The organism is Rhizobium etli CFN 42, assembly GCF_000092045.1.
Classification (GTDB): Bacteria; Pseudomonadota; Alphaproteobacteria; order Rhizobiales; family Rhizobiaceae; genus Rhizobium; species Rhizobium etli.
In genome coordinates this window covers 2,625,299-2,641,564 of the sequence record NC_007761.1, presented here as the reverse complement: position 1 = coordinate 2,641,564, position 16,266 = coordinate 2,625,299, and the positions used below count along the sequence as shown (strand labels likewise).

The window sequence follows — 16,266 nt, the reverse complement described above, 5'->3', positions numbered from 1 at the left end:
TTGAATCGTTGAAACGAGGATTAGCGCAGATGAACGCCATCGACAACAATAAAATTCAGGCAGAGGAGATCAGCCTCGGTCAGCTGCTTGATGCGCTCTCCGGCGACAAGGACGCGTCGCTGATTTTCCATTACGATGGCAGGCCGGTGAATCCGGGCTATCATATCACCGAGGTCAAGGCGGGCCAATTCTCGGCACTTGATTGCGGTGCCAATCCCGAGGCCTGGACTGAGATCTTCATCCAGCTTTGGGACATCGAGGAGGGCGGCGAACGCACGCACATGCCGGCTGGAAAATTCCGTGCGATAGTCCGTAAGGTGTCGGAGCATGTGCAGCTCGACGGTTCGGTCAAGCTTACCTTCGAAGTCAGCGACGGCGTGCGGCCGCTACAGCTCTATTGCGCCGCAATGCCGGTTCTACGCGGCGAGGCTGTGCATGTCGAACTTTCGCCGCGGCCGGCAAGCTGCAAGCCGCGCGACCGCTGGATCGCCGAGGAGAGCAGAAAGGCTGCGGCTTGCTGCGGTCCGTCGGCGGCGAGGAGCGGCTGCTGTGCGTAGAGACCCGTAGGGATCGGGCAATGGTGGGCCGCCCCGAATTGCTGCGCGCGGTCGAGGCGCACGCCTTGCGCTTGCGGGGCTTGGTGTCACGCATGGACTGAGTGATGGGCATCCCACCATCGGAGCACCCGCATCGCCCGAAGCGTGATCCAGCGCGAGGGCTGACCTTCTCCCTCGTCGATCTCGAACCAGACGCGCCCAGGCAGCGTCCAGTCGAGCGGCCATCTGCTATCCTGAAGGCGGCGGATGCGAAGATGGGCGATCGCCTCGCCGAGGCGCGGATCGGGGGCGGAGCCGGTCAGGAGGGCGCTTGACCGGAAATAATCGAGGGAGCGGAGGATGTCGTAGCGCCAGCGGTTCGGGTGCAGGAAATGCAGGAAGCGTTCGTCGGCTGGCTCGCCGGTGCCGAGACGGCGGAAGAGGTCGCGATTGAGCAGGAATTCCTCGCCTGTTCCGCGTGCCTCCCGTGATTGCGGCGTACCACCGGTCGCTCGCTCGAACTCCAGCAGGCCCTCCAGCACGTTGATGGTGCTGGCAAAGGACGACCGAATCGAGCCGCTGCAGCGTTCGCAATTCCAGCCGCCATCATCGAGGCGCTCGCCGGTCAATCTCTCGACAATGGAGGAGACGTCGATACCGAAATAGGCGCCGTCAGCGACCGTGCGGCCATTGATGCATTCCTCGACTTCGCCTTGCCAATAGGGCTGACCGCCTTCCTCCCAATGGGCATTGGCGCCGATCAATTTGACGGTGCGCCTGGCCTGCTCGCAGGCGGCATCGAGACCGAATTCGCGCAATTGCGATAGCGAAAAATTGGTCGCCGTCCACGGCTGGCCGCGCTCGCGCCACTCGCGCGGGTCGAAGCCGGCGGGAAGAAAGGCGCCGCCCGCCCATTGGCCGTCCTCGTCTTGGCAGGCAAGCAGCCTCGCGCCCCAGCCTTCCGTCTCCACCTTGACCCGCTCGGCTATCCATTCCGGCTCCGGCGCGTCGATGAGGTCGCGCATCACCTGCCAGCGGATGGCCGGGTCGGAATCGAGAAGCCATTCGATCACGGGATCGGATCGGGTCATGGAAACCTGTCGGCGTTTCGGATCGCTGGCTCTTTATAACTGCTTCGCAGGAGGTCGGCCAGCCGGATGAATTCTTAGAGCCTGTTCGAAAACTGCGAGCTTCGAGGCGAGGCTCCAAAGGGGCAACCAGTTCGGGCCACGCAACTTAGGGGCGCTCGGCGGGCCTAAATCGCCGCCCATCGAATTCAACTAAGACGACGCCACGGAAGGGAAGCCCAGCCACCGCCAACTCGGAGGTTAGGCCATTGTTTCAAACTGCCAATTTTCGCTGATCATCAAGATCGCAAGACACTTCGGTTTGACCAGGAACCCGGTACCTAAACTTTTCAACCTTGAATGAAATTGTCGCGCCATCATCTGAAAATACCGGGGGCATTCTGGCGCAACCGGAGAGCAGTCCCGCTGCCAAGACCGTCAGCACGCTAAGAAGGCTCGGGGTTCTGAAACCAGCATAGGCTATTGATCTGGTTTCCTGCATCGCGATCTCATGCCGTATTCGCCAACGACGCATAACATGAATGTCTGGAAATTCCTCCAGTGCGACAAACGGGGAGAAATGATCTGGACACCCGCTACCACGCGTCAACATGTAGAAGCAGCATGCGCTACGTTCATCCAGGCTGCAATGATCAAGCTCATGACACGAAGGCCGGCCCGCTATCCGCTTTCTCGAACAGACTCTTAATCATATTTGCAAGGAAATCGCAGGGCCACCATTGCACCGCTTCTTCATATCGTAACGGCAGGTGCTGATTAATAATTATTCAAATCAATTGATGTATCAGTTTGAGCCGGGGACAGAATTTACATCAAAGGTTTACCATGGCGTTTTTGGGTATTTCGGGGATGCAATATTCCGGAGAGATGTTTGCCGGCGCGCGTATTATCGTCGCGGAAGATTCAAACGTCTTCACCTCGATGATCAGCAAACGCCTCAAGGAATTGTTCGACATTAATGTCGAGATCTGCCGCAACTTCGAGGATTTGCAGTTTGCCTACGACAAATCTTCCGATCCGATCACGCTGGCGATCTCGAATATCAATCTGCCCGGCGCCGAAAACGGTGAGGCGTTGGAATATCTGGTCGATCTCTCCATTCCCACCATCGTCTTTACCGGCACCTTCCATGAAAGCATGCGCGACAAGCTGATGGCCAAGGATATCGTCGATTATATCCTGAAGGACAACGTCTTCGCCGTCGACCTCCTGGCCGAATCGATCTGCCGGTTCTTGACCAATCACCGCCATCACGTGCTGATCGTCGACGACAGTGCGACGGCGCGCGCCCTGCTTTCGAGCCGACTGAAACGCTATAATTTCCGCGTCAGCACCGCCGAAAACGGCGCCAAGGCATTGGAAATCCTGAAGGCCAACCGCGACATCGGCCTGATGATCACCGATTACAATATGCCCGATATAGACGGCTTCGAGCTGACCCGGCGCATTCGCGCCAATATAGGCTCACATGAACTGCGCATCATCGGCGTTTCCTCCTCCTCGAACCGGCTGCTTTCGGCGCGGTTCCTCAAAGCCGGCGGCAATGATTTCATGTTGCGCCCCTTCATCGACGAGGAGTTCTACTGCCGCGTCAATCAGAATCTCGATACGCTTTTGCAAATCCAGTCGATGCGCAAGGAGCGGGCGGTTGCCTGACGGCTCACCCAGCTTGAGTATTGCCAGTGAGGCGGGGATGCCGGTCGGGGACCGGCATCGAATTTTTGCAATTACAAGTAACACCATCATTTGTCCCCTTCACGCGCACAGGCCGCTCGGTTATCGTCCGCCCCGCCGGGGGGAGGGCCGAGTCGAGCCCGTGAGGCGCAGGGGGGAATAGCGGCTGTGGCTTTTCAAGCGGATTTTCAGCGGGATGGAATCGGGCTGCGCTCCGGCGGGCTCAAAATACTTCTGGTTGAAGATTCCCGGATGTTTTCCGCCGTGCTCTGTCACCGGTTCCAGACGGAACTTGGGCTTGCCGTCAAATCCTGCTCGTCGCTGAAGGCGCTTCGCAGGGAGCTTGCCGAAGACGGTCACGGCTACACCATGGCCGTCGTCGATCTCAACCTGCCGGATTCGCCCTATGGCGAGGCGCTCGACTGCACGATCGAGCACGATATTCCAGCAATCGTCTTTACCGCCACGTTCGATCTCAATACGCGCAACAGGATCATGGAGCGCAATGTCATCGATTACGTGCTGAAGGATAATGAATTCGCGCTCGACAATCTGGTTGCCACCGTCCGCCGGGCGATCTCCAACCGCAAGACGCGGGTCCTCGTCGTCGACGATGTCGTCTCGGCACGCCAGGTGCTCGTCGATCTCTTGAAGGCGCAGCAATATCTCGTCGTCGAGGCAAGCTCGGGGCTCGAGGCGTTGGCCGCTCTCGAAGCCTACAGCGACATCGAACTCGTCGTCACCGATCATCACATGCCCGACATGAGCGGCTACGAGCTGACGCGGCGCATCCGCCATCGCTTTGGTTCCGACAGGCTGCGCGTCATCGGCGTCTCTTCGTCCAACGACCGCATGCTGTCAGCCAGTTTCCTGAAGGCGGGCGCCAGCGACTTCCTCTACCGGCCATTTGTCGCCGAGGAGCTGCAATGCCGTATTGCCAACAATGCCGAGACGCTGGCGCAGATGCGGCAGTTGAGGGCAGCGGCGGCATGCGACTACCTGACCGGCCTCTATAACCGCCGTTACTTCTACGACAACGGCCCGAAGCTGGTGAACGAATGCCTGCGGCTGAAAGTGCCGAGTTCAGTCGCCATCCTCGATATCGATCATTTCAAGCGCCTGAACGATACCTATGGCCACGAGATCGGCGACAAGGTGCTGAAGGCGGTCGCGAACCGGCTGTTTACGATCTTCGAAGGCAGCGACAATCTTCTCTCGCGACTTGGCGGCGAAGAATTCGCCATCCTCTTCCCGCAGATGGACTCGGCTGCTGCGACCAAGCTTTGCGATGAGATCCGCTCGGATATATCGCGGTTGAAGGTCACCGCCGACGACGAGGACCTCGGCGTCACGATTTCGATCGGCATTGCCGAGATCGGCGGCTACGAGACCTTCGAGAATTATTTGAACGCCGCCGACCAATTCCTCTACATGGCCAAACACAGGGGCCGCAATCAGGTCTATTCCGACGCCAAGATGACGGAGGAGGCGGCGCAGTAGGGTGGCCTGTCACCACTGGTCGTCATCCTCGGCCTTGTGCCGAGGATCTGATGCCGCATCAACCTGTAGTTAGATGCTCGGGATAATCCCGAGCATGACGAAGGAACGGTCAGATCCTTGTGTTGCGGCCGCCTCAAGCCGCAACAGCCTGCCTTGCCGTCGCCATGGTCATCTTGCGCTCGGCGCGTTCCTGCTGCGGTGAGCGGTGGTAGAGTTCGCGATAACACTTGGAGAAATGCGAGGCCGAGACGAAGCCGCAGGCGACGGCGACCTCGACGACGGGCATCGAGGACTGCACCAGCAGGTGGCGTGCGCGGTCAAGTCGGATTTCCAGATAGTAGCGGGCCGGCGAACGGCCCATCTCCTGGCGGAACAGCCGTTCGATCTGGCGGCGGGAGAGACCGGCGCCATCGGCGATCTCGATCAGCGACAGCGGCTCGGCGAGATTGCCTTCCATCAGCTCGATGATGGACAGGACCTTGGCGTTCTGCACGCCGAGACGGGCGCGCAGCGGCAGGCGCTGGCGGTCGTGCGGGTTGCGCACGCGGTCGGTCAGGTGCTGTTCGCAGATGCGGTTGACTAGGCTTTCGCCGAAATCCTCGCCGATCAGGTTCAGCATCATATCGAGCGAGGCAGTGCCGCCGGCGCAGGTATAGAGATTGCCGTCGACCTCGTAGAGGTCGGCATAGACCTCCGCCTGCGGGAAGGCTTCAGAAAAGCCGGGCAGGTTCTCCCAGTGGATGGCGCAGCGCTTGCCGTTCAGAAGACCGGCCTGCGCAAGCACATGCGCTCCCGTACAGAGACTGCCGACCGCGACGCCGCGATTGTAGCATTCACGCAGCCAGGCATTGACCGACTTGTTGTTGAACTCTTCGATATCGATGCCGGAACAGACGAGCACCATGCCGGGCCGGTTTTCACCGCCGAGATGACGGCGCTCCTCGGCAAGCGAGGAATTCGCCTCGATGCCTATGCCGCGGGAAGAATAGACCTTTTCTCCATCTACGGAGGCGAGCCGCCAAGTATAGGCCTGGTAGCCGAGCATGCGATTGGCGATGCGCAAGGTGTCCACCGCCGCCGAGAAGGGCAGCATGGTGAATTGCGGTACCATAAAGAAGACCAGCGAACGCTTCTTGATCTGCATCCTGTTCATAGCGAAATCCATGCTCGAGGGACGATGACATATTCGTTGCGCGGAATGCGTCGCGCCGATGTCCTGAAAGCGACACTCGCATGGAAAAATGCGGCCGTGAAGAGCAAATATGCGACATTGACCGGGATTTGACCGGCCGAGCCGGAGGCGGGACCGCGGGCAGGGTGGAAAAGAGACTTACAGGCAACTGAAATTCAGGCCTGAAAACGTCTGGGAACGAGACAGCGGACGCGAAAAAGGCGGCGCTGCGTAAGGCAGACGCCGCCCTCATTTCGGGAGAAATGTCGCATTCATTACATGGTCCGGTGCTTGCTGTCGTCCGTGCTCGGCCAGCCAATGTCCTTGCGGATGTCGAACGGCATGGCTTCGATTTCGCGGGCGGTCCGCCAGCGTGTCCAGGCAAGTACGAGCCTGTGGGCATAATTTACCAGATCAAAGCGGCTTGCGCCGGAGGTGAAGGGCTTGCCGCCACCGCGATAGGTGAGCGTGGTCATTTTCCAGTTCCTTTCCTGGTCAGGGACATGGTCATCGATGGGAGGTTCGTCATGTCCATGTTGCAAATATGGGCTTGGGGAACCCATCATTCAAACGAATAGAGTTTATGGATAACATCAATAGTATTGAATTATGTCGGCGCTCGGGGATGGCTTATGGCGATTGATTTTTGTCGGCACCAATTGCTTTGACACTATCGGCCGCGCCATTGGAACTTCGCCAACTCCCACCTGCAACGGCATTCGAGACAGCAAGCTTCAGGGCGACCGCGACGTTCAATCACGAGGGCGAGGAATCGATCCCTGCCCACCCATGACGGTAGCGAAATCATCGAAGACACTAGCTGAACCATGTTGAACTGAGAAATCGGACGTTGAAGGCACAGGCGAACTGTTGAAGGCGTTCGTCCTCAGTGTCTTGAGCACAAAAGCAGGGGCCTGTTCGAGGATTCTTCATCCCATGTAGGGAGGCGATCCTGGCATCGCGTTGATCGCGGTGCGCCCGCGGATGTGCTAGGATAATTGCGCTGCATTGACCGTGGGAGGCGGAAATGCGCCGAATTCTTTTGACTCTGATCCTGTGCATCGTGCCGACGTCGATATCTTTCGCTTCCGGCCAGGCTGTGTTTCATACCGCCTCGTTCGGCGATGGCGGATCCGTGAGCCTCAGTATCGCTGAGGGAAGACCTTCCCGCTATTCCGCTTTCGATTTCGACGCCATCATCACGCTCTCGGAAGCCGACCGTGGGGGGCCGTCCTCTATCGCGACGGCGGACGGCATGAAGCAAGTGTGCGCTGCGCTGCGCCCGCGATGGTGAGGATTAGCGCCGTTGACTATCCCGTTGATGTTTCCATGGCATCCGGCGGTGACTGGAAGCATGATCTCTGGGCAGCGCTCTGCAACGCTCCGGTTTCCTGAGCGGCAGTGCGAAAAAGCTCGATCGATCCAAGGCGGGTCAAGTGTCAGCCCGCCCGGGTTTTCGTCGACCGCAAGGATTACCTCTCCGATGGGCGGGCGCAGGGCATAGTTGGTAAGAGAACCTGGAAGTCGCTCTGTATGCCGCCGGCTTCATAAACATCATTCGTTCGCGCCCTGGGGGTGGAGCTCCCGCGAATGTAAGCGATGTCGATCGGCTCGCGACGTCCGGCGAGCTTGACCGCCTGCTGTCGATACCAGTGGCTGCCGTTCAATTCGCCGGGGATCCTGCGCAACAGATCGTCGGAGACAACCAGAGGGACTGCCAGGGACTTCGCCAGCGCCTCAAGCCTTTGAGCGACGTTCACTGCGTCGCCGATGACGGTGAACTCGTCATGGAAGCCGCTTTCAAGGACGCCCCCGATGACCGTGCCGAAGTGAAGGCCCACACCTGTTGCCAATGCCGGACTGCCGCGTTTGGAATTGGAAAGGCGCCAGTCGTCGAGTGCCGTGGTCAGTTCCAAGGCGCATGCCAAGGCCCGGGTGGCGTCGTCGGGCTGCGGCTTCGGTTGCCCGAACACCGCCATCACGCCATCGCCGATAAACTTGTCGACCGTGCCGCGATAGGCAAATACGGTGCCCGCGACGATCCGACGATACTCCGCCAGGACACGCGCAAACTCGCGGGGATCGGCGATTTCGGAATAGCTGGTGAAGTCCCTGATGTCGACGAACATGATCGCCGCGTCTCGACGTTCAAGGTCGAGAACTGCGCTCGCATCCTGCAGATCTGAAACGACGGTCGGTGAAAAGAACCTCGACAGGTTCATGCGCCGCTCCTCGATCTTCAGTGCATGCCTGCGCGTGCGGTCGTGCTCCAGCAAGAGCAGATAAACTGCCAGCGCCGTGAATCGAAGCTGCTGGCCAGAACCAGGTCCTGGCTGAAGAAATTACCCAGCAGCGAACCGGCCGCATTTGCATGGTGTCGGTAGGCCATGATCGCCAGCATCATAAGCCAGCACGCCACCACGGTGCTCGAGAACAGCACGATCAGACGGTGGTCGAGCTTGAGTGCTATATGATTGAGAAGAATGAATGCAACGACCAGGCTGGATGTCGTGAGATTGTGGTTGTCGGTGATCGGGCTGGCCAGGATGTGTTCATAGAGAACGACGACCACCAGCACCGCATCGAGCGCGACAAAGCCTGCCTTCAGATTATCTCGTCCTGGGAAACATGTGGCGGTGATGATCGACGCGACGCTGATGCCCAGATACACCAGGGCTACGCTCATGTGGGTTGCGAAGCTGGACTGGCCGTCGCCGAAGACCAGATTGGCGAAGAGGATCAGAAGGACGACAAACCGCAGCGAAGTAGAACGAATCTCGCGGGCAGCATCTCCTTCTCCAAATGGTGTCATATAATCCATTGAACTGATTTGAGGCTTCGGATTGGTCAGGAGCGGGTAGGCCGGACCCCTGGAGCCCGGCCACCCACCAGGATTATTTCACCTGGGTGACAGTCAGCTTGCCATTCACGCGTTCGGCAACGAACTCGACGTTCGATCCTTCCTTCAGCTTTTCGAGAAGAGCCGAGTCGTCCACACGGAAGACCATCGTCATCGCGGGCATGTCGAGGTTCTTCAGGTCTTCATGCTTGATGGTGACCTTCTTCGCCTTGGCGTCGACCTTGGTGACCGCACCCTTGGTGAATTCCTGGGCGAACGCGCCGAAGGCCGCGCTGGCCGAAAGCAGAACGGCAAGGCCGAGTTTCATAGCGATCTTCATCTCTTTGTCTCCTTGGTTTCGATTACTTTCCAGCGACGGTGACGTCGCCGTGCATGCCTGCTTCGTAGTGGCCGGGAATCAGGCAGGCGAACTTGAACGCGCCGTCGGTGGTGAACTTCCAGACGATCTCGCCGGATTGACCGGCCGGGAGGCGGATGGAATTGGGATCGGCGTGTTCCATTTCCGGGAACTTCTCCATGACCTTCTTGTGCTCCAGGATCTTGTCTTCCTGATCGAGCACGAACTCGTGGTCGACCGTTCCGGCATTCTTGATGGCGATCTTGACCGTCTGCCCCTTGCGGACGTTGAAGACGGCAGGAGTGAACAGCATCTTGCCGTCGTCGGTCTCCTTCATCGTGACGCGGATAGTCTGCGTGGCCTTCGCCTTGTCGCCTGGCTCTCCGATGGCCATCTTCTCGCCATGGCCGCCGGGGTGATTGCCGGAAGCGAGCGCCGGGGTTGCTAGCGCCGCGAGCACGGCTGCGATTACGAGTTTCTTCATTTCAGTTCCTTTGCGGTTGGGAGGTGTCGAGCCGTCATCCTTTGACCGGCTGCGGGGTGATCTGCGTCTTTGCGTCTTTGGCCTTGGTCGCGTCGGGCAGTTCGCCGGTCCACTCCCAGGCCTGCGTTCCGGGCGGGTTTTCGTACCAGCCCGGATCGGAGTAGTCGTCCGCCGAGATGCCCTCGCGGACCTTCACGACCGAGAACATGCCGCCCATTTCGATGGGGCCGTACTTGCCCCACCCGGTCATCATTGGGACGGTGTTGTCGGGAATGGGCATTTCCATTTCGCCCATGTCGGCCATGCCCTTGGTGCCCATGGGCATGTATTCCGGTTGCAGCTTCCGGATTTTCTCAGCCACCTTCGACTTGTCAGCTCCAATGAAGGTCGGAATGTCGTGACCCATCGCGTTCATAGTGTGATGCGACTTGTGGCAGTGGATCGCCCAATCGCCAGGATACTTCGCGTCGAACTCGTAGGCCCGCATCGCCCCGACCGGGATGTCGATGCTGACCTCCGGCCATCGCGCTTCCGGCCGCACCCAGCCGCCGTCCGTGCATGTCACCTCGAAGTCGTACCCATGCATGTGGACGGGGTGGTTGGTCATCGTCAGATTGCCGACGCGCACGCGCACCCTGTCGTTCTTCGACACGACCAGCGGGCTGATGTCCGGAAACACGCGGCTGTTCCAGCACCACATGTTGAAGTCGGTCATCTCCATGATGCGCGGCACATAGGAGCCGGGATCGATGTCATAGGCGTTGAGCAGGAAGACGAAGTCGCGGTCGACCCGCATGAACTTCGGATCCTTGGGATGGACGACGAAGAAGCCCATCATGCCCATGGCCATCTGCACCATCTCGTCGGAATGCGGGTGATACATGAAGGTGCCGGACTTCACGAGGTCGAACTCGTAGACATAGGTCTTGCCGACTGGGATATGAGGCTGCGTCAGTCCGCCGACACCATCCATGCCCGATGGCAGGATCATGCCGTGCCAGTGGATGGTCGTGTGTTCCGGCAGCTTGTTGGTGACGAAGATGCGCACCCGGTCGCCTTCGACCGCCTCGATCGTCGGACCTGGAGACTGCCCATTGTATCCCCAGAGATAGGCTGTCATCCCGTCGGCCATCTCGCGTTCGACCGGCTCGGCGACGAGGTGGAACTCCTTGACGCCATTGTTCATCCGGTGGGGCAGGGTCCAGCCGTTAAGGGTGACGACCGGCTGGTAGTCCGGTCCCGAGGTCGGGTGGAGCGGCGGCTGCATGTCTGCCGAGTCCATTGTCGGCGCGTCGGGGAGGGCCATGGCCGAGGTCTTCGTCCAGGCGCCCGCCGCCAGCAGGGCCGCGCTTGCTCCGAACAGTTGTCGTCTGTTGAACATGGTGAGGTCCTTTCTCAATGGCCGCCGCTACCGCTGCTTTCGAAAGCAGCGGCGACTTCTGTTTCTGCTGACGCGTTCGACGCTCCGCCGCCATAGATCGCGGGCGCAAGATTGGCTTCGGCGAGCCAGAAGTCGCGCTTCGCGTTGACGGAGAGCAGGATGGAGTTGATCTTGTCGCGCGTGTCGGTCAGCAGCTCGAAGGTGTTGGTGATCATGCCGTTGTAGGTCAGCAGGGATTGCTCCTCGACCTTGGTGCGCAGCGGCACGACATTATTGCGGTAATGCCGGGCGATGTCGTAGTTCGAGCGATATGCCTCGTAGGCGGAGCGCGCCTCCGAGCGGACGTTGACCGCCTTCTCCGCAAGCTGGTTCGCGGCGCGCATGTACGCCACCTCGGCCTTGCGCATCCGGGCCTTTCCGGTATCGAAGATCGGGATGACAAACTCCAGCTCGACCTGGGCGGTTGTCCTTGTCTTCTTTTCGTCGTCCTCGATTTCCCGTTCCGTTTCAAAGCCGGTCAGGATCTCGAGATCGGTGACATAGCGTGTCGCTTCCGTCAGTCCGTAGGACCTGGCGGTGGCTTCGAGTTCGAGCTTCGCGACCTGGAGGTCGATCCGGTTCCTCAGAGCCTCGGCCTCGATAGTGTCCCGTTTGACCACGGATTTCGGTAGGGACGGCAGGCTGTTTGGAACCTGGTAATCAAGGTCGGAGCCCCATAGACCCATGAGCCGCGTCAGCTCCTCCTTGGCGAGCCGCGCAGCCAGGCGGGCCTTCGCCGTCTCTCCGGCGAGTTCGGCGACGAACACATGCTCGCGGGCCTGGGCGCCCTTGGTCATCGCGCCTGTCTCGCCCAGCTTTTCAGCGAGTTCCGAGGCTGCATCCGCCGCCGCCTGGGCACGCTGGAGCTGCCCGACGCTCTCCCAGGCCGCCACCGCGCCGATCCAGGCACGCCGCGTATCGGCGGCGACCTGCAGCGTTCTCACCGCCGCAGTCAACTGCGCCTGGCTAAAGCGGGTGTCGGCGATCGCGATGTCCCTGTTTTTGGTCGCGAGCGCCAGGATGTTGGTGGTGATCATCCCCTCGATGGTCTTGAACGCCTCCAGTTCCGGGGTGCCCATGCCCGTCGTGCCGATGGAGACGGTCGGGTTGATGAACATCGTCGACTGCCAGGCATCCGCCGCGCTGTCGCCGAGATCGGCGTAGGCCGCCTGCAGGCCCTTGTTGTTAAGGAGGGCGATCTGGACCGCCGTCTCCACATCGAGGGACTTCTTTTGAACAAGCAGGCTTTTGACCTGCGCCGACGCCGACCTGGCCTGGCTCTGGTTCTGGATCCAGACGGTCTGCTTCGCCGTGGCAATGGCGGTCTTGTTGGAAACGGTGGTAAAGCCCGCCTCTTTGCCGGAGTACTCGGTGCCTGTGACGCAGCCGCTCAGTACCAGCGGGAATGCCAGCACCGTTGTCAATTTCTTAAGGCCGATCATGAGCCGTCTCCTTTCGCGGGAGACTGCAGATCGTTCTGTCTGCGCCACGGCTTGGGATCGACGGGCTGCCTGGCGACGTAGCCCGAGATCGGCGACCGGAATGCCACCGGGCGGGCGGAAGGCTGTTCGATCGCGGCGGAGGATGCCACCACGTCGGGAGGAAGCGTGGATGCGCAGCCGCCAACAACAAGCGGCAGCCCCACCACGAAAAGCGAGGGTTTCATTATGAATTTCCGAAAAAGAGATAGCCTACGGAGGCGCCCGCCAAGATGCAGGCAGGCGACCGACTGGACCCGGTCAAGCGGGTGCGTCTCTAATCAGATATTCGGGGGACGGTGGAGATCCGGCAGTTCGCCGAGGGTCGTACGGTCGTCGGCGAACTGCCGGATCGAGGTCACGACGGGTCCGCCGACGTCGGGGCCCTCGCAGATGATGCCAAAGCCGCCGCAGAAGTCCTTGCAGCATTCCTGCTTGACGAGCTTCGACGCGCCATCGCCATTATGAGACATGCCGCCATGCGAATGATCGTGATCGGCAACCGCCGCCATGTCGTGACCTTCATGGGAAGGCATCACGTCCGTGGACACGATTTTGATCTCGGGAAACAAGGAGCCATGCATCGCGGCGTTGGCGTTCGACAGCGAGTACCCCGCCAGTGATACGATGATCACCAGCCGCATCATCAAGAGCAGCCTGCTCACTGTGATTCGGTACATTCTGTCCATTCCCAAACGAGCTACATGCAAAGCAGCGCGATTTCAATTAGGGAGCTATGTCTCGTCGATGTTCGAGTCCTTTATGTGGCGCGAACATCACGTTGTGCACAGCTAGGGCTTCCAACGCTGGCAAGGTCAATACGGGCTGTTCATTTTTGATGATGATCGATCTTGCATCCTACACAGGCCTTTTCACTGCCGCCCTTGGGGCGGCGACGATACTGCCGATGCAGTCGGAGCCCGTGCTGGTCGGCCTTCTTCTCACAGGCAAATTCTCCGTCCTGGTTCTGCTCGCCGTCGCCCGCGTCGGAAACACGCTTGGAAGCATCGTCAATTGGTTCCTCGGCCGGGGCCTCGAAAGGTTTCGGGATCGACGATGGTTTCCGGCCGGGAGGAGGCGCTGGAACGTTCGTCCCGCTGGTACAGGAAATACGGAAAGTGGACGCTGCTGCTTTCCTGGATGCCGGTCTTTGGAGACGCTCTCACGGTTGTCGCCGGAGTGCTCCGGGAGCCGCTGCTTCCGTTCACCATCATCGTGTTCGTCGCCAAGACGGGCCGCTATGTCGTTTTAACGCTGGCCACTTTGCAGTTCGTGGGCTGACGGCTTCCCGCGCGGGAAGACCATCCGATCGACTGTCGCGTCACGGGCGATGAGCGTGTGCCAGGCCGCCGCGGCGAGGTGCAGCGCGACCATCGCCAGGATGATCCTCGACCCCGCGACATGATACGGCGCAATTCCGAACCAGAAGTAGCTGGCGACGAATCCCATGCAGGCCTGCGCGATTATCGCAGCATAGAACGCATGATGAAGCACTGTTGCGGCCCGCCCGGTCCACGTGCCGGGTGCGCTTCCGTGGGGCGGCTGCACGAGACGGAAAACCAGACGCATGCCCATCAGCAGACCGATCGCCATTCCAGCGTAGTTGTGAAGGTGGTGCTGAACGGTGTCCCAGTACGACGGCCCCATGCCCATGTGCACGGCGTTGTGGGTTCTCTCGATGCTGCCGCCCGTCAGGTACTGCAGCGGCACCAGGAGGGCGACCAGCCAGTGAAGTCCTATCTGGGCGAGCGAATAGCCGCCTTTCATCGATCCCTCCCACGTGAGAAACGCAGACTAGCCGAAGGCGGTTAACGTTTTCTCGATCTGGGCACCGCCCAGATCACCGGTCCTCGGAACATTTCTGCTGCCCTTCGGTTCTATGACGGAAGGGAAAACCAGCCGAATGATACTTGGGAGAATATCTCGCTACGCTCAGATCGTCGCAGTCGCGCTACTGGTGATGGCGAATCCATTCGGCATGAGCGCGGAGCCGGCCGCCCCTCAGAGCCAGCACTGTGCTGTCGCCGCGGAGCATCATCGCTCCGCCGAACCCGCATGCGGGCAGCAGAGTGCGTGCTGCTCGCCAGTGCACTGCTGTCCGATCCTTCCGGACTCTGCCGGGCTCGCGGCTCCGCGCTTCGAGCCGGGGCCGCATGAAAGGATGCCATCCGTGCATCGGTCGCTGCTGCTGATCCGCGCGATCGATCCGCCGCCCCGATCTCCGCAAGGCTGAGACAGACCATCCTCAACCAAATTTCGGAGATCGAAACATGAAGACGTTCACCAACGTTGCCCTGTCCATGGCGACCGCCGCTGCCTCCTTCGTAATCCTTCCGTCCGGCGCGTCTGCTCAGTCGACGATGGCCTATCCGGAGAAATGCAAGTCCCATGGCATGGACATGCCGAAGACGGACATGTCGGCGGCGGGCATGCAGATGGGAGAAATGACCGACTACCAGAAGGCATCGATGGAAGGCATGAAGAACATGGGCATGAACATGATGCAGGGAATGATGAAGAAGGACGCCGACGTCTCCTTCGTCTGCGGCATGATCGCCCACCACATAGGCGCGATCAGCATGTCGGAGGCTGAGCTCAAGTACGGCGACAACGACGAGGCCAAGCAGATGGCCCGGAAGGTCATCGAAGCCCAGAAAAAGGAGATCGAGGAGATGTCCAAGTGGGTCGACAAGGAAGCCAATTAGGAGATTGAGCCATGCATCACATGTCGACTGAAATGAAGGCCTGCATCGAGAACTGCCTAGCCTGCTATAGCGAATGTCTGTCAATGGCGATGGGCCATTGTCTGGAACTCGGCGGGGAGCACACGAAGCCCCCGCACTTCAAGCTGATGATGGTCTGCGCGGAGATCTGCCGGACCTCTGCGCATTTCATGCTGATCGGCTCGGAGCACCACAAGCATGTCTGCCGGGAATGCGCCGAAATCTGCGCCCAGTGCGCCGACGACTGCGAACGGATCGGCGACATGCAGAGCTGCGTCGACGCCTGCCGCCGCTGTGCCGAGAGCTGCCGCAAGATGGCGGCCTGACCGGAGGAGGGCATTCGCCCTCTTCCTGCCCAGATGGCAACTGATATCCGTTGCACGCATAATGGAATTCGATTAGTGACGGCGGCGGGTCGATGAGGCAGGTCAATCATTGGAAAAGACTCGGACTGCTCTCCTTCGCGGGAGCAGTCCTGACTGCCATCTCGTCGACGGCTGCGGAGGACGTCGTCGCCGTCCGGCAGGCGGACATGAAGGCCATGGCAGCCGCAGCGAAGACGATCGCCGGCATGTTCAAAGATCCGACGAGCTACAAGGCCGCCGAGTTCCGACTGGCAGCCGATGTCATCCGCGACAAGTCCGGCGCCGTTCTCTCCGGACATTTCGCCTCGGAGGCCGTCAGCACGCAGTCGAAGGCCAAGCCGAACATCCTCGAGGAACGAGAGCGGTTCGACCGCATTGCCAACGACTTGCGCGACTACGCCGTCGCGCTCGACGCCGCCGCGGAGAAGAATCCGGGACCGATTACGGCCGGCATGCGGATGAGGCCGGGCGAGGCCATGGGCGGCGGGCCGCTCGGCACTCACGTCAGCACCGAGCAGGCACTCTTGGCGATGCCGGCGGAACATGCGTTCCACCTCATGCTCCAGACCTGCACGACCTGCCACGCCAGATTCAGGATGGAATGAGCGGCAAACACTTGGAACCGGGAAT

General features: G+C 60.2%; 18 protein-coding genes and 2 pseudogenes. 8 read left to right on the top strand and 12 right to left on the bottom strand.

The genetic code is table 11. The annotated features are described in order from the left end of the window. The first annotated feature begins 29 nt into the window (after window positions 1-29). A complete protein-coding gene (locus RHE_RS12935; RefSeq protein ID WP_042118640.1) occupies window positions 30-557 on the top strand; it encodes a DUF6428 family protein in 528 nt (175 codons plus the stop codon). An 86-nt stretch (window positions 558-643) separates the two neighbouring features. On the opposite strand, the gene RHE_RS12930 is transcribed toward RHE_RS12935, so the two are convergent. Beyond that, on the bottom strand, window positions 644-1,627 hold the full coding sequence (locus tag RHE_RS12930) for a hypothetical protein (protein WP_011425782.1): 984 nt from the start codon (window positions 1,625-1,627) through the stop codon (window positions 644-646). 822 nt (window positions 1,628-2,449) lie between these two features. Between RHE_RS12930 and RHE_RS12925 the strand changes: the two genes are divergently transcribed. Both RHE_RS12925 and RHE_RS12920 read left to right on the top strand, forming a co-directional pair. Continuing rightward, window positions 2,450-3,280: a response regulator gene (locus RHE_RS12925; RefSeq protein ID WP_041678678.1), complete on the top strand. Its 831-nt coding sequence runs from the start codon at window positions 2,450-2,452 to the stop codon at window positions 3,278-3,280. 186 nt (window positions 3,281-3,466) lie between these two features. Beyond that, window positions 3,467-4,798 carry a diguanylate cyclase gene (locus RHE_RS12920; RefSeq protein WP_011425779.1) on the top strand — a complete coding sequence of 444 codons (1,332 nt, stop codon included), beginning with the start codon at window positions 3,467-3,469 and terminating at the stop codon, window positions 4,796-4,798. Between the two features lie 133 nt (window positions 4,799-4,931). Here the strand turns inward: RHE_RS12920 and RHE_RS12915 are convergent, their stop codons facing one another. Both RHE_RS12915 and RHE_RS12910 read right to left on the bottom strand, forming a co-directional pair. After that, complete coding sequence (locus tag RHE_RS12915) at window positions 4,932-5,951, bottom strand: GlxA family transcriptional regulator (protein WP_042118637.1); 1,020 nt, start codon at window positions 5,949-5,951, stop codon at window positions 4,932-4,934. 293 nt (window positions 5,952-6,244) lie between these two features. After that, entirely contained in the window at window positions 6,245-6,445 is a 201-nt protein-coding gene (locus RHE_RS12910; RefSeq protein WP_020921565.1) for a hypothetical protein, read from the bottom strand. A 551-nt stretch (window positions 6,446-6,996) separates the two neighbouring features. Between RHE_RS12910 and RHE_RS12905 the strand changes: the two are divergent. Then, window positions 6,997-7,364 (top strand): annotated as a pseudogene (locus RHE_RS12905) (hypothetical protein). A gap of 77 nt (window positions 7,365-7,441) precedes the next feature. On the opposite strand, the gene RHE_RS34340 reads toward RHE_RS12905, so the two are convergent. From RHE_RS34340 to RHE_RS12870, 8 genes are all read right to left on the bottom strand, one after another. After that, the gene (locus tag RHE_RS34340; RefSeq protein ID WP_244425739.1) at window positions 7,442-8,191 is read right to left on the bottom strand and encodes an adenylate/guanylate cyclase domain-containing protein; all 750 of its coding nucleotides are present in this window, start codon (window positions 8,189-8,191) and stop codon (window positions 7,442-7,444) included. Between the two features lie 17 nt (window positions 8,192-8,208). Then, window positions 8,209-8,790: a division plane positioning ATPase MipZ gene (locus tag RHE_RS34335; RefSeq protein WP_244425738.1), complete on the bottom strand. Its 582-nt coding sequence runs from the start codon at window positions 8,788-8,790 to the stop codon at window positions 8,209-8,211. A 73-nt stretch (window positions 8,791-8,863) separates the two neighbouring features. Continuing rightward, the gene (locus RHE_RS12895; protein ID WP_011425775.1) at window positions 8,864-9,148 is read right to left on the bottom strand and encodes a copper-binding protein; all 285 of its coding nucleotides are present in this window, start codon (window positions 9,146-9,148) and stop codon (window positions 8,864-8,866) included. A 22-nt stretch (window positions 9,149-9,170) separates the two neighbouring features. Next, the gene (locus RHE_RS12890; RefSeq protein ID WP_011425774.1) at window positions 9,171-9,650 is read right to left on the bottom strand and encodes a cupredoxin domain-containing protein; all 480 of its coding nucleotides are present in this window, start codon (window positions 9,648-9,650) and stop codon (window positions 9,171-9,173) included. Between the two features lie 34 nt (window positions 9,651-9,684). After that, window positions 9,685-11,031, bottom strand: a complete 1,347-nt coding sequence (locus tag RHE_RS12885) for a multicopper oxidase family protein (protein ID WP_042118634.1) — start codon at window positions 11,029-11,031, stop codon at window positions 9,685-9,687. Between the two features lie 14 nt (window positions 11,032-11,045). Next, a complete protein-coding gene (locus RHE_RS12880; protein WP_011425772.1) occupies window positions 11,046-12,512 on the bottom strand; it encodes a TolC family protein in 1,467 nt (488 codons plus the stop codon). Next, window positions 12,509-12,736, bottom strand: coding sequence for a hypothetical protein (locus tag RHE_RS12875; RefSeq protein ID WP_011425771.1), 228 nt, complete (start codon window positions 12,734-12,736; stop codon window positions 12,509-12,511). Before RHE_RS12875 ends, RHE_RS12880 begins: the two co-directional genes overlap by 4 nt. A gap of 93 nt (window positions 12,737-12,829) precedes the next feature. Further along, the gene (locus tag RHE_RS12870; protein WP_187331687.1) at window positions 12,830-13,237 is read right to left on the bottom strand and encodes a hypothetical protein; all 408 of its coding nucleotides are present in this window, start codon (window positions 13,235-13,237) and stop codon (window positions 12,830-12,832) included. 152 nt (window positions 13,238-13,389) lie between these two features. Here RHE_RS12870 and RHE_RS12865 point away from each other — a divergent pair. Continuing rightward, window positions 13,390-13,829, top strand: a pseudogene (locus RHE_RS12865) (YqaA family protein). Here the strand turns inward: RHE_RS12865 and RHE_RS12860 are convergent. Further along, complete coding sequence (locus tag RHE_RS12860) at window positions 13,797-14,315, bottom strand: cytochrome b (RefSeq protein WP_011425769.1); 519 nt, start codon at window positions 14,313-14,315, stop codon at window positions 13,797-13,799. The pseudogene RHE_RS12865 and the gene RHE_RS12860 sit on opposite strands and share 33 nt — an antisense overlap. Window positions 14,316-14,818: 503 nt before the next feature. Between RHE_RS12860 and RHE_RS12855 the strand changes: the two genes are divergently transcribed. The 3 genes from RHE_RS12855 to RHE_RS12845 all read left to right on the top strand — a co-directional run bounded on the left by RHE_RS12855 (window position 14,819) and on the right by RHE_RS12845 (window position 16,241). Beyond that, the gene (locus tag RHE_RS12855) at window positions 14,819-15,253 is read left to right on the top strand and encodes a DUF305 domain-containing protein (RefSeq protein WP_011425768.1); all 435 of its coding nucleotides are present in this window, start codon (window positions 14,819-14,821) and stop codon (window positions 15,251-15,253) included. Between the two features lie 11 nt (window positions 15,254-15,264). Beyond that, on the top strand, window positions 15,265-15,597 hold the full coding sequence (locus RHE_RS12850; RefSeq protein ID WP_011425767.1) for a four-helix bundle copper-binding protein: 333 nt from the start codon (window positions 15,265-15,267) through the stop codon (window positions 15,595-15,597). Between the two features lie 92 nt (window positions 15,598-15,689). Next, the gene (locus tag RHE_RS12845; protein ID WP_011425766.1) at window positions 15,690-16,241 is read left to right on the top strand and encodes a cytochrome c; all 552 of its coding nucleotides are present in this window, start codon (window positions 15,690-15,692) and stop codon (window positions 16,239-16,241) included. Window positions 16,242-16,266: the final 25 nt, after the last annotated feature.

Bases quoted from the DNA above. Each gene is read 5' to 3' on its own strand.
- RHE_RS12925 (WP_041678678.1), top strand. From the start codon at position 2,450: ATGGCGTTTTTGGGTATTTCGGGGATGCAATATTCCGGAGAGATGTTT.
- RHE_RS12890 (WP_011425774.1), bottom strand. From the start codon at position 9,650: ATGAAGAAACTCGTAATCGCAGCCGTGCTCGCGGCGCTAGCAACCCCG.
- RHE_RS12935 (WP_042118640.1), top strand. From the start codon at position 30: ATGAACGCCATCGACAACAATAAAATTCAGGCAGAGGAGATCAGCCTC.
- RHE_RS12855 (WP_011425768.1), top strand. From the start codon at position 14,819: ATGAAGACGTTCACCAACGTTGCCCTGTCCATGGCGACCGCCGCTGCC.
- RHE_RS12885 (WP_042118634.1), bottom strand. From the start codon at position 11,031: ATGTTCAACAGACGACAACTGTTCGGAGCAAGCGCGGCCCTGCTGGCG.
- RHE_RS12910 (WP_020921565.1), bottom strand. From the start codon at position 6,445: ATGACCACGCTCACCTATCGCGGTGGCGGCAAGCCCTTCACCTCCGGC.
- RHE_RS12915 (WP_042118637.1), bottom strand. From the start codon at position 5,951: ATGAACAGGATGCAGATCAAGAAGCGTTCGCTGGTCTTCTTTATGGTA.
- RHE_RS12930 (WP_011425782.1), bottom strand. From the start codon at position 1,627: ATGACCCGATCCGATCCCGTGATCGAATGGCTTCTCGATTCCGACCCG.
- RHE_RS12880 (WP_011425772.1), bottom strand. From the start codon at position 12,512: ATGATCGGCCTTAAGAAATTGACAACGGTGCTGGCATTCCCGCTGGTA.
- RHE_RS12850 (WP_011425767.1), top strand. From the start codon at position 15,265: ATGCATCACATGTCGACTGAAATGAAGGCCTGCATCGAGAACTGCCTA.
- RHE_RS12875 (WP_011425771.1), bottom strand. From the start codon at position 12,736: ATGAAACCCTCGCTTTTCGTGGTGGGGCTGCCGCTTGTTGTTGGCGGC.
- RHE_RS12860 (WP_011425769.1), bottom strand. From the start codon at position 14,315: ATGAAAGGCGGCTATTCGCTCGCCCAGATAGGACTTCACTGGCTGGTC.
- RHE_RS12895 (WP_011425775.1), bottom strand. From the start codon at position 9,148: ATGAAGATCGCTATGAAACTCGGCCTTGCCGTTCTGCTTTCGGCCAGC.
- RHE_RS34335 (WP_244425738.1), bottom strand. From the start codon at position 8,790: ATGGATTATATGACACCATTTGGAGAAGGAGATGCTGCCCGCGAGATT.
- RHE_RS12870 (WP_187331687.1), bottom strand. From the start codon at position 13,237: ATGGACAGAATGTACCGAATCACAGTGAGCAGGCTGCTCTTGATGATG.
- RHE_RS12845 (WP_011425766.1), top strand. From the start codon at position 15,690: ATGAGGCAGGTCAATCATTGGAAAAGACTCGGACTGCTCTCCTTCGCG.
- RHE_RS34340 (WP_244425739.1), bottom strand. From the start codon at position 8,191: ATGAACCTGTCGAGGTTCTTTTCACCGACCGTCGTTTCAGATCTGCAG.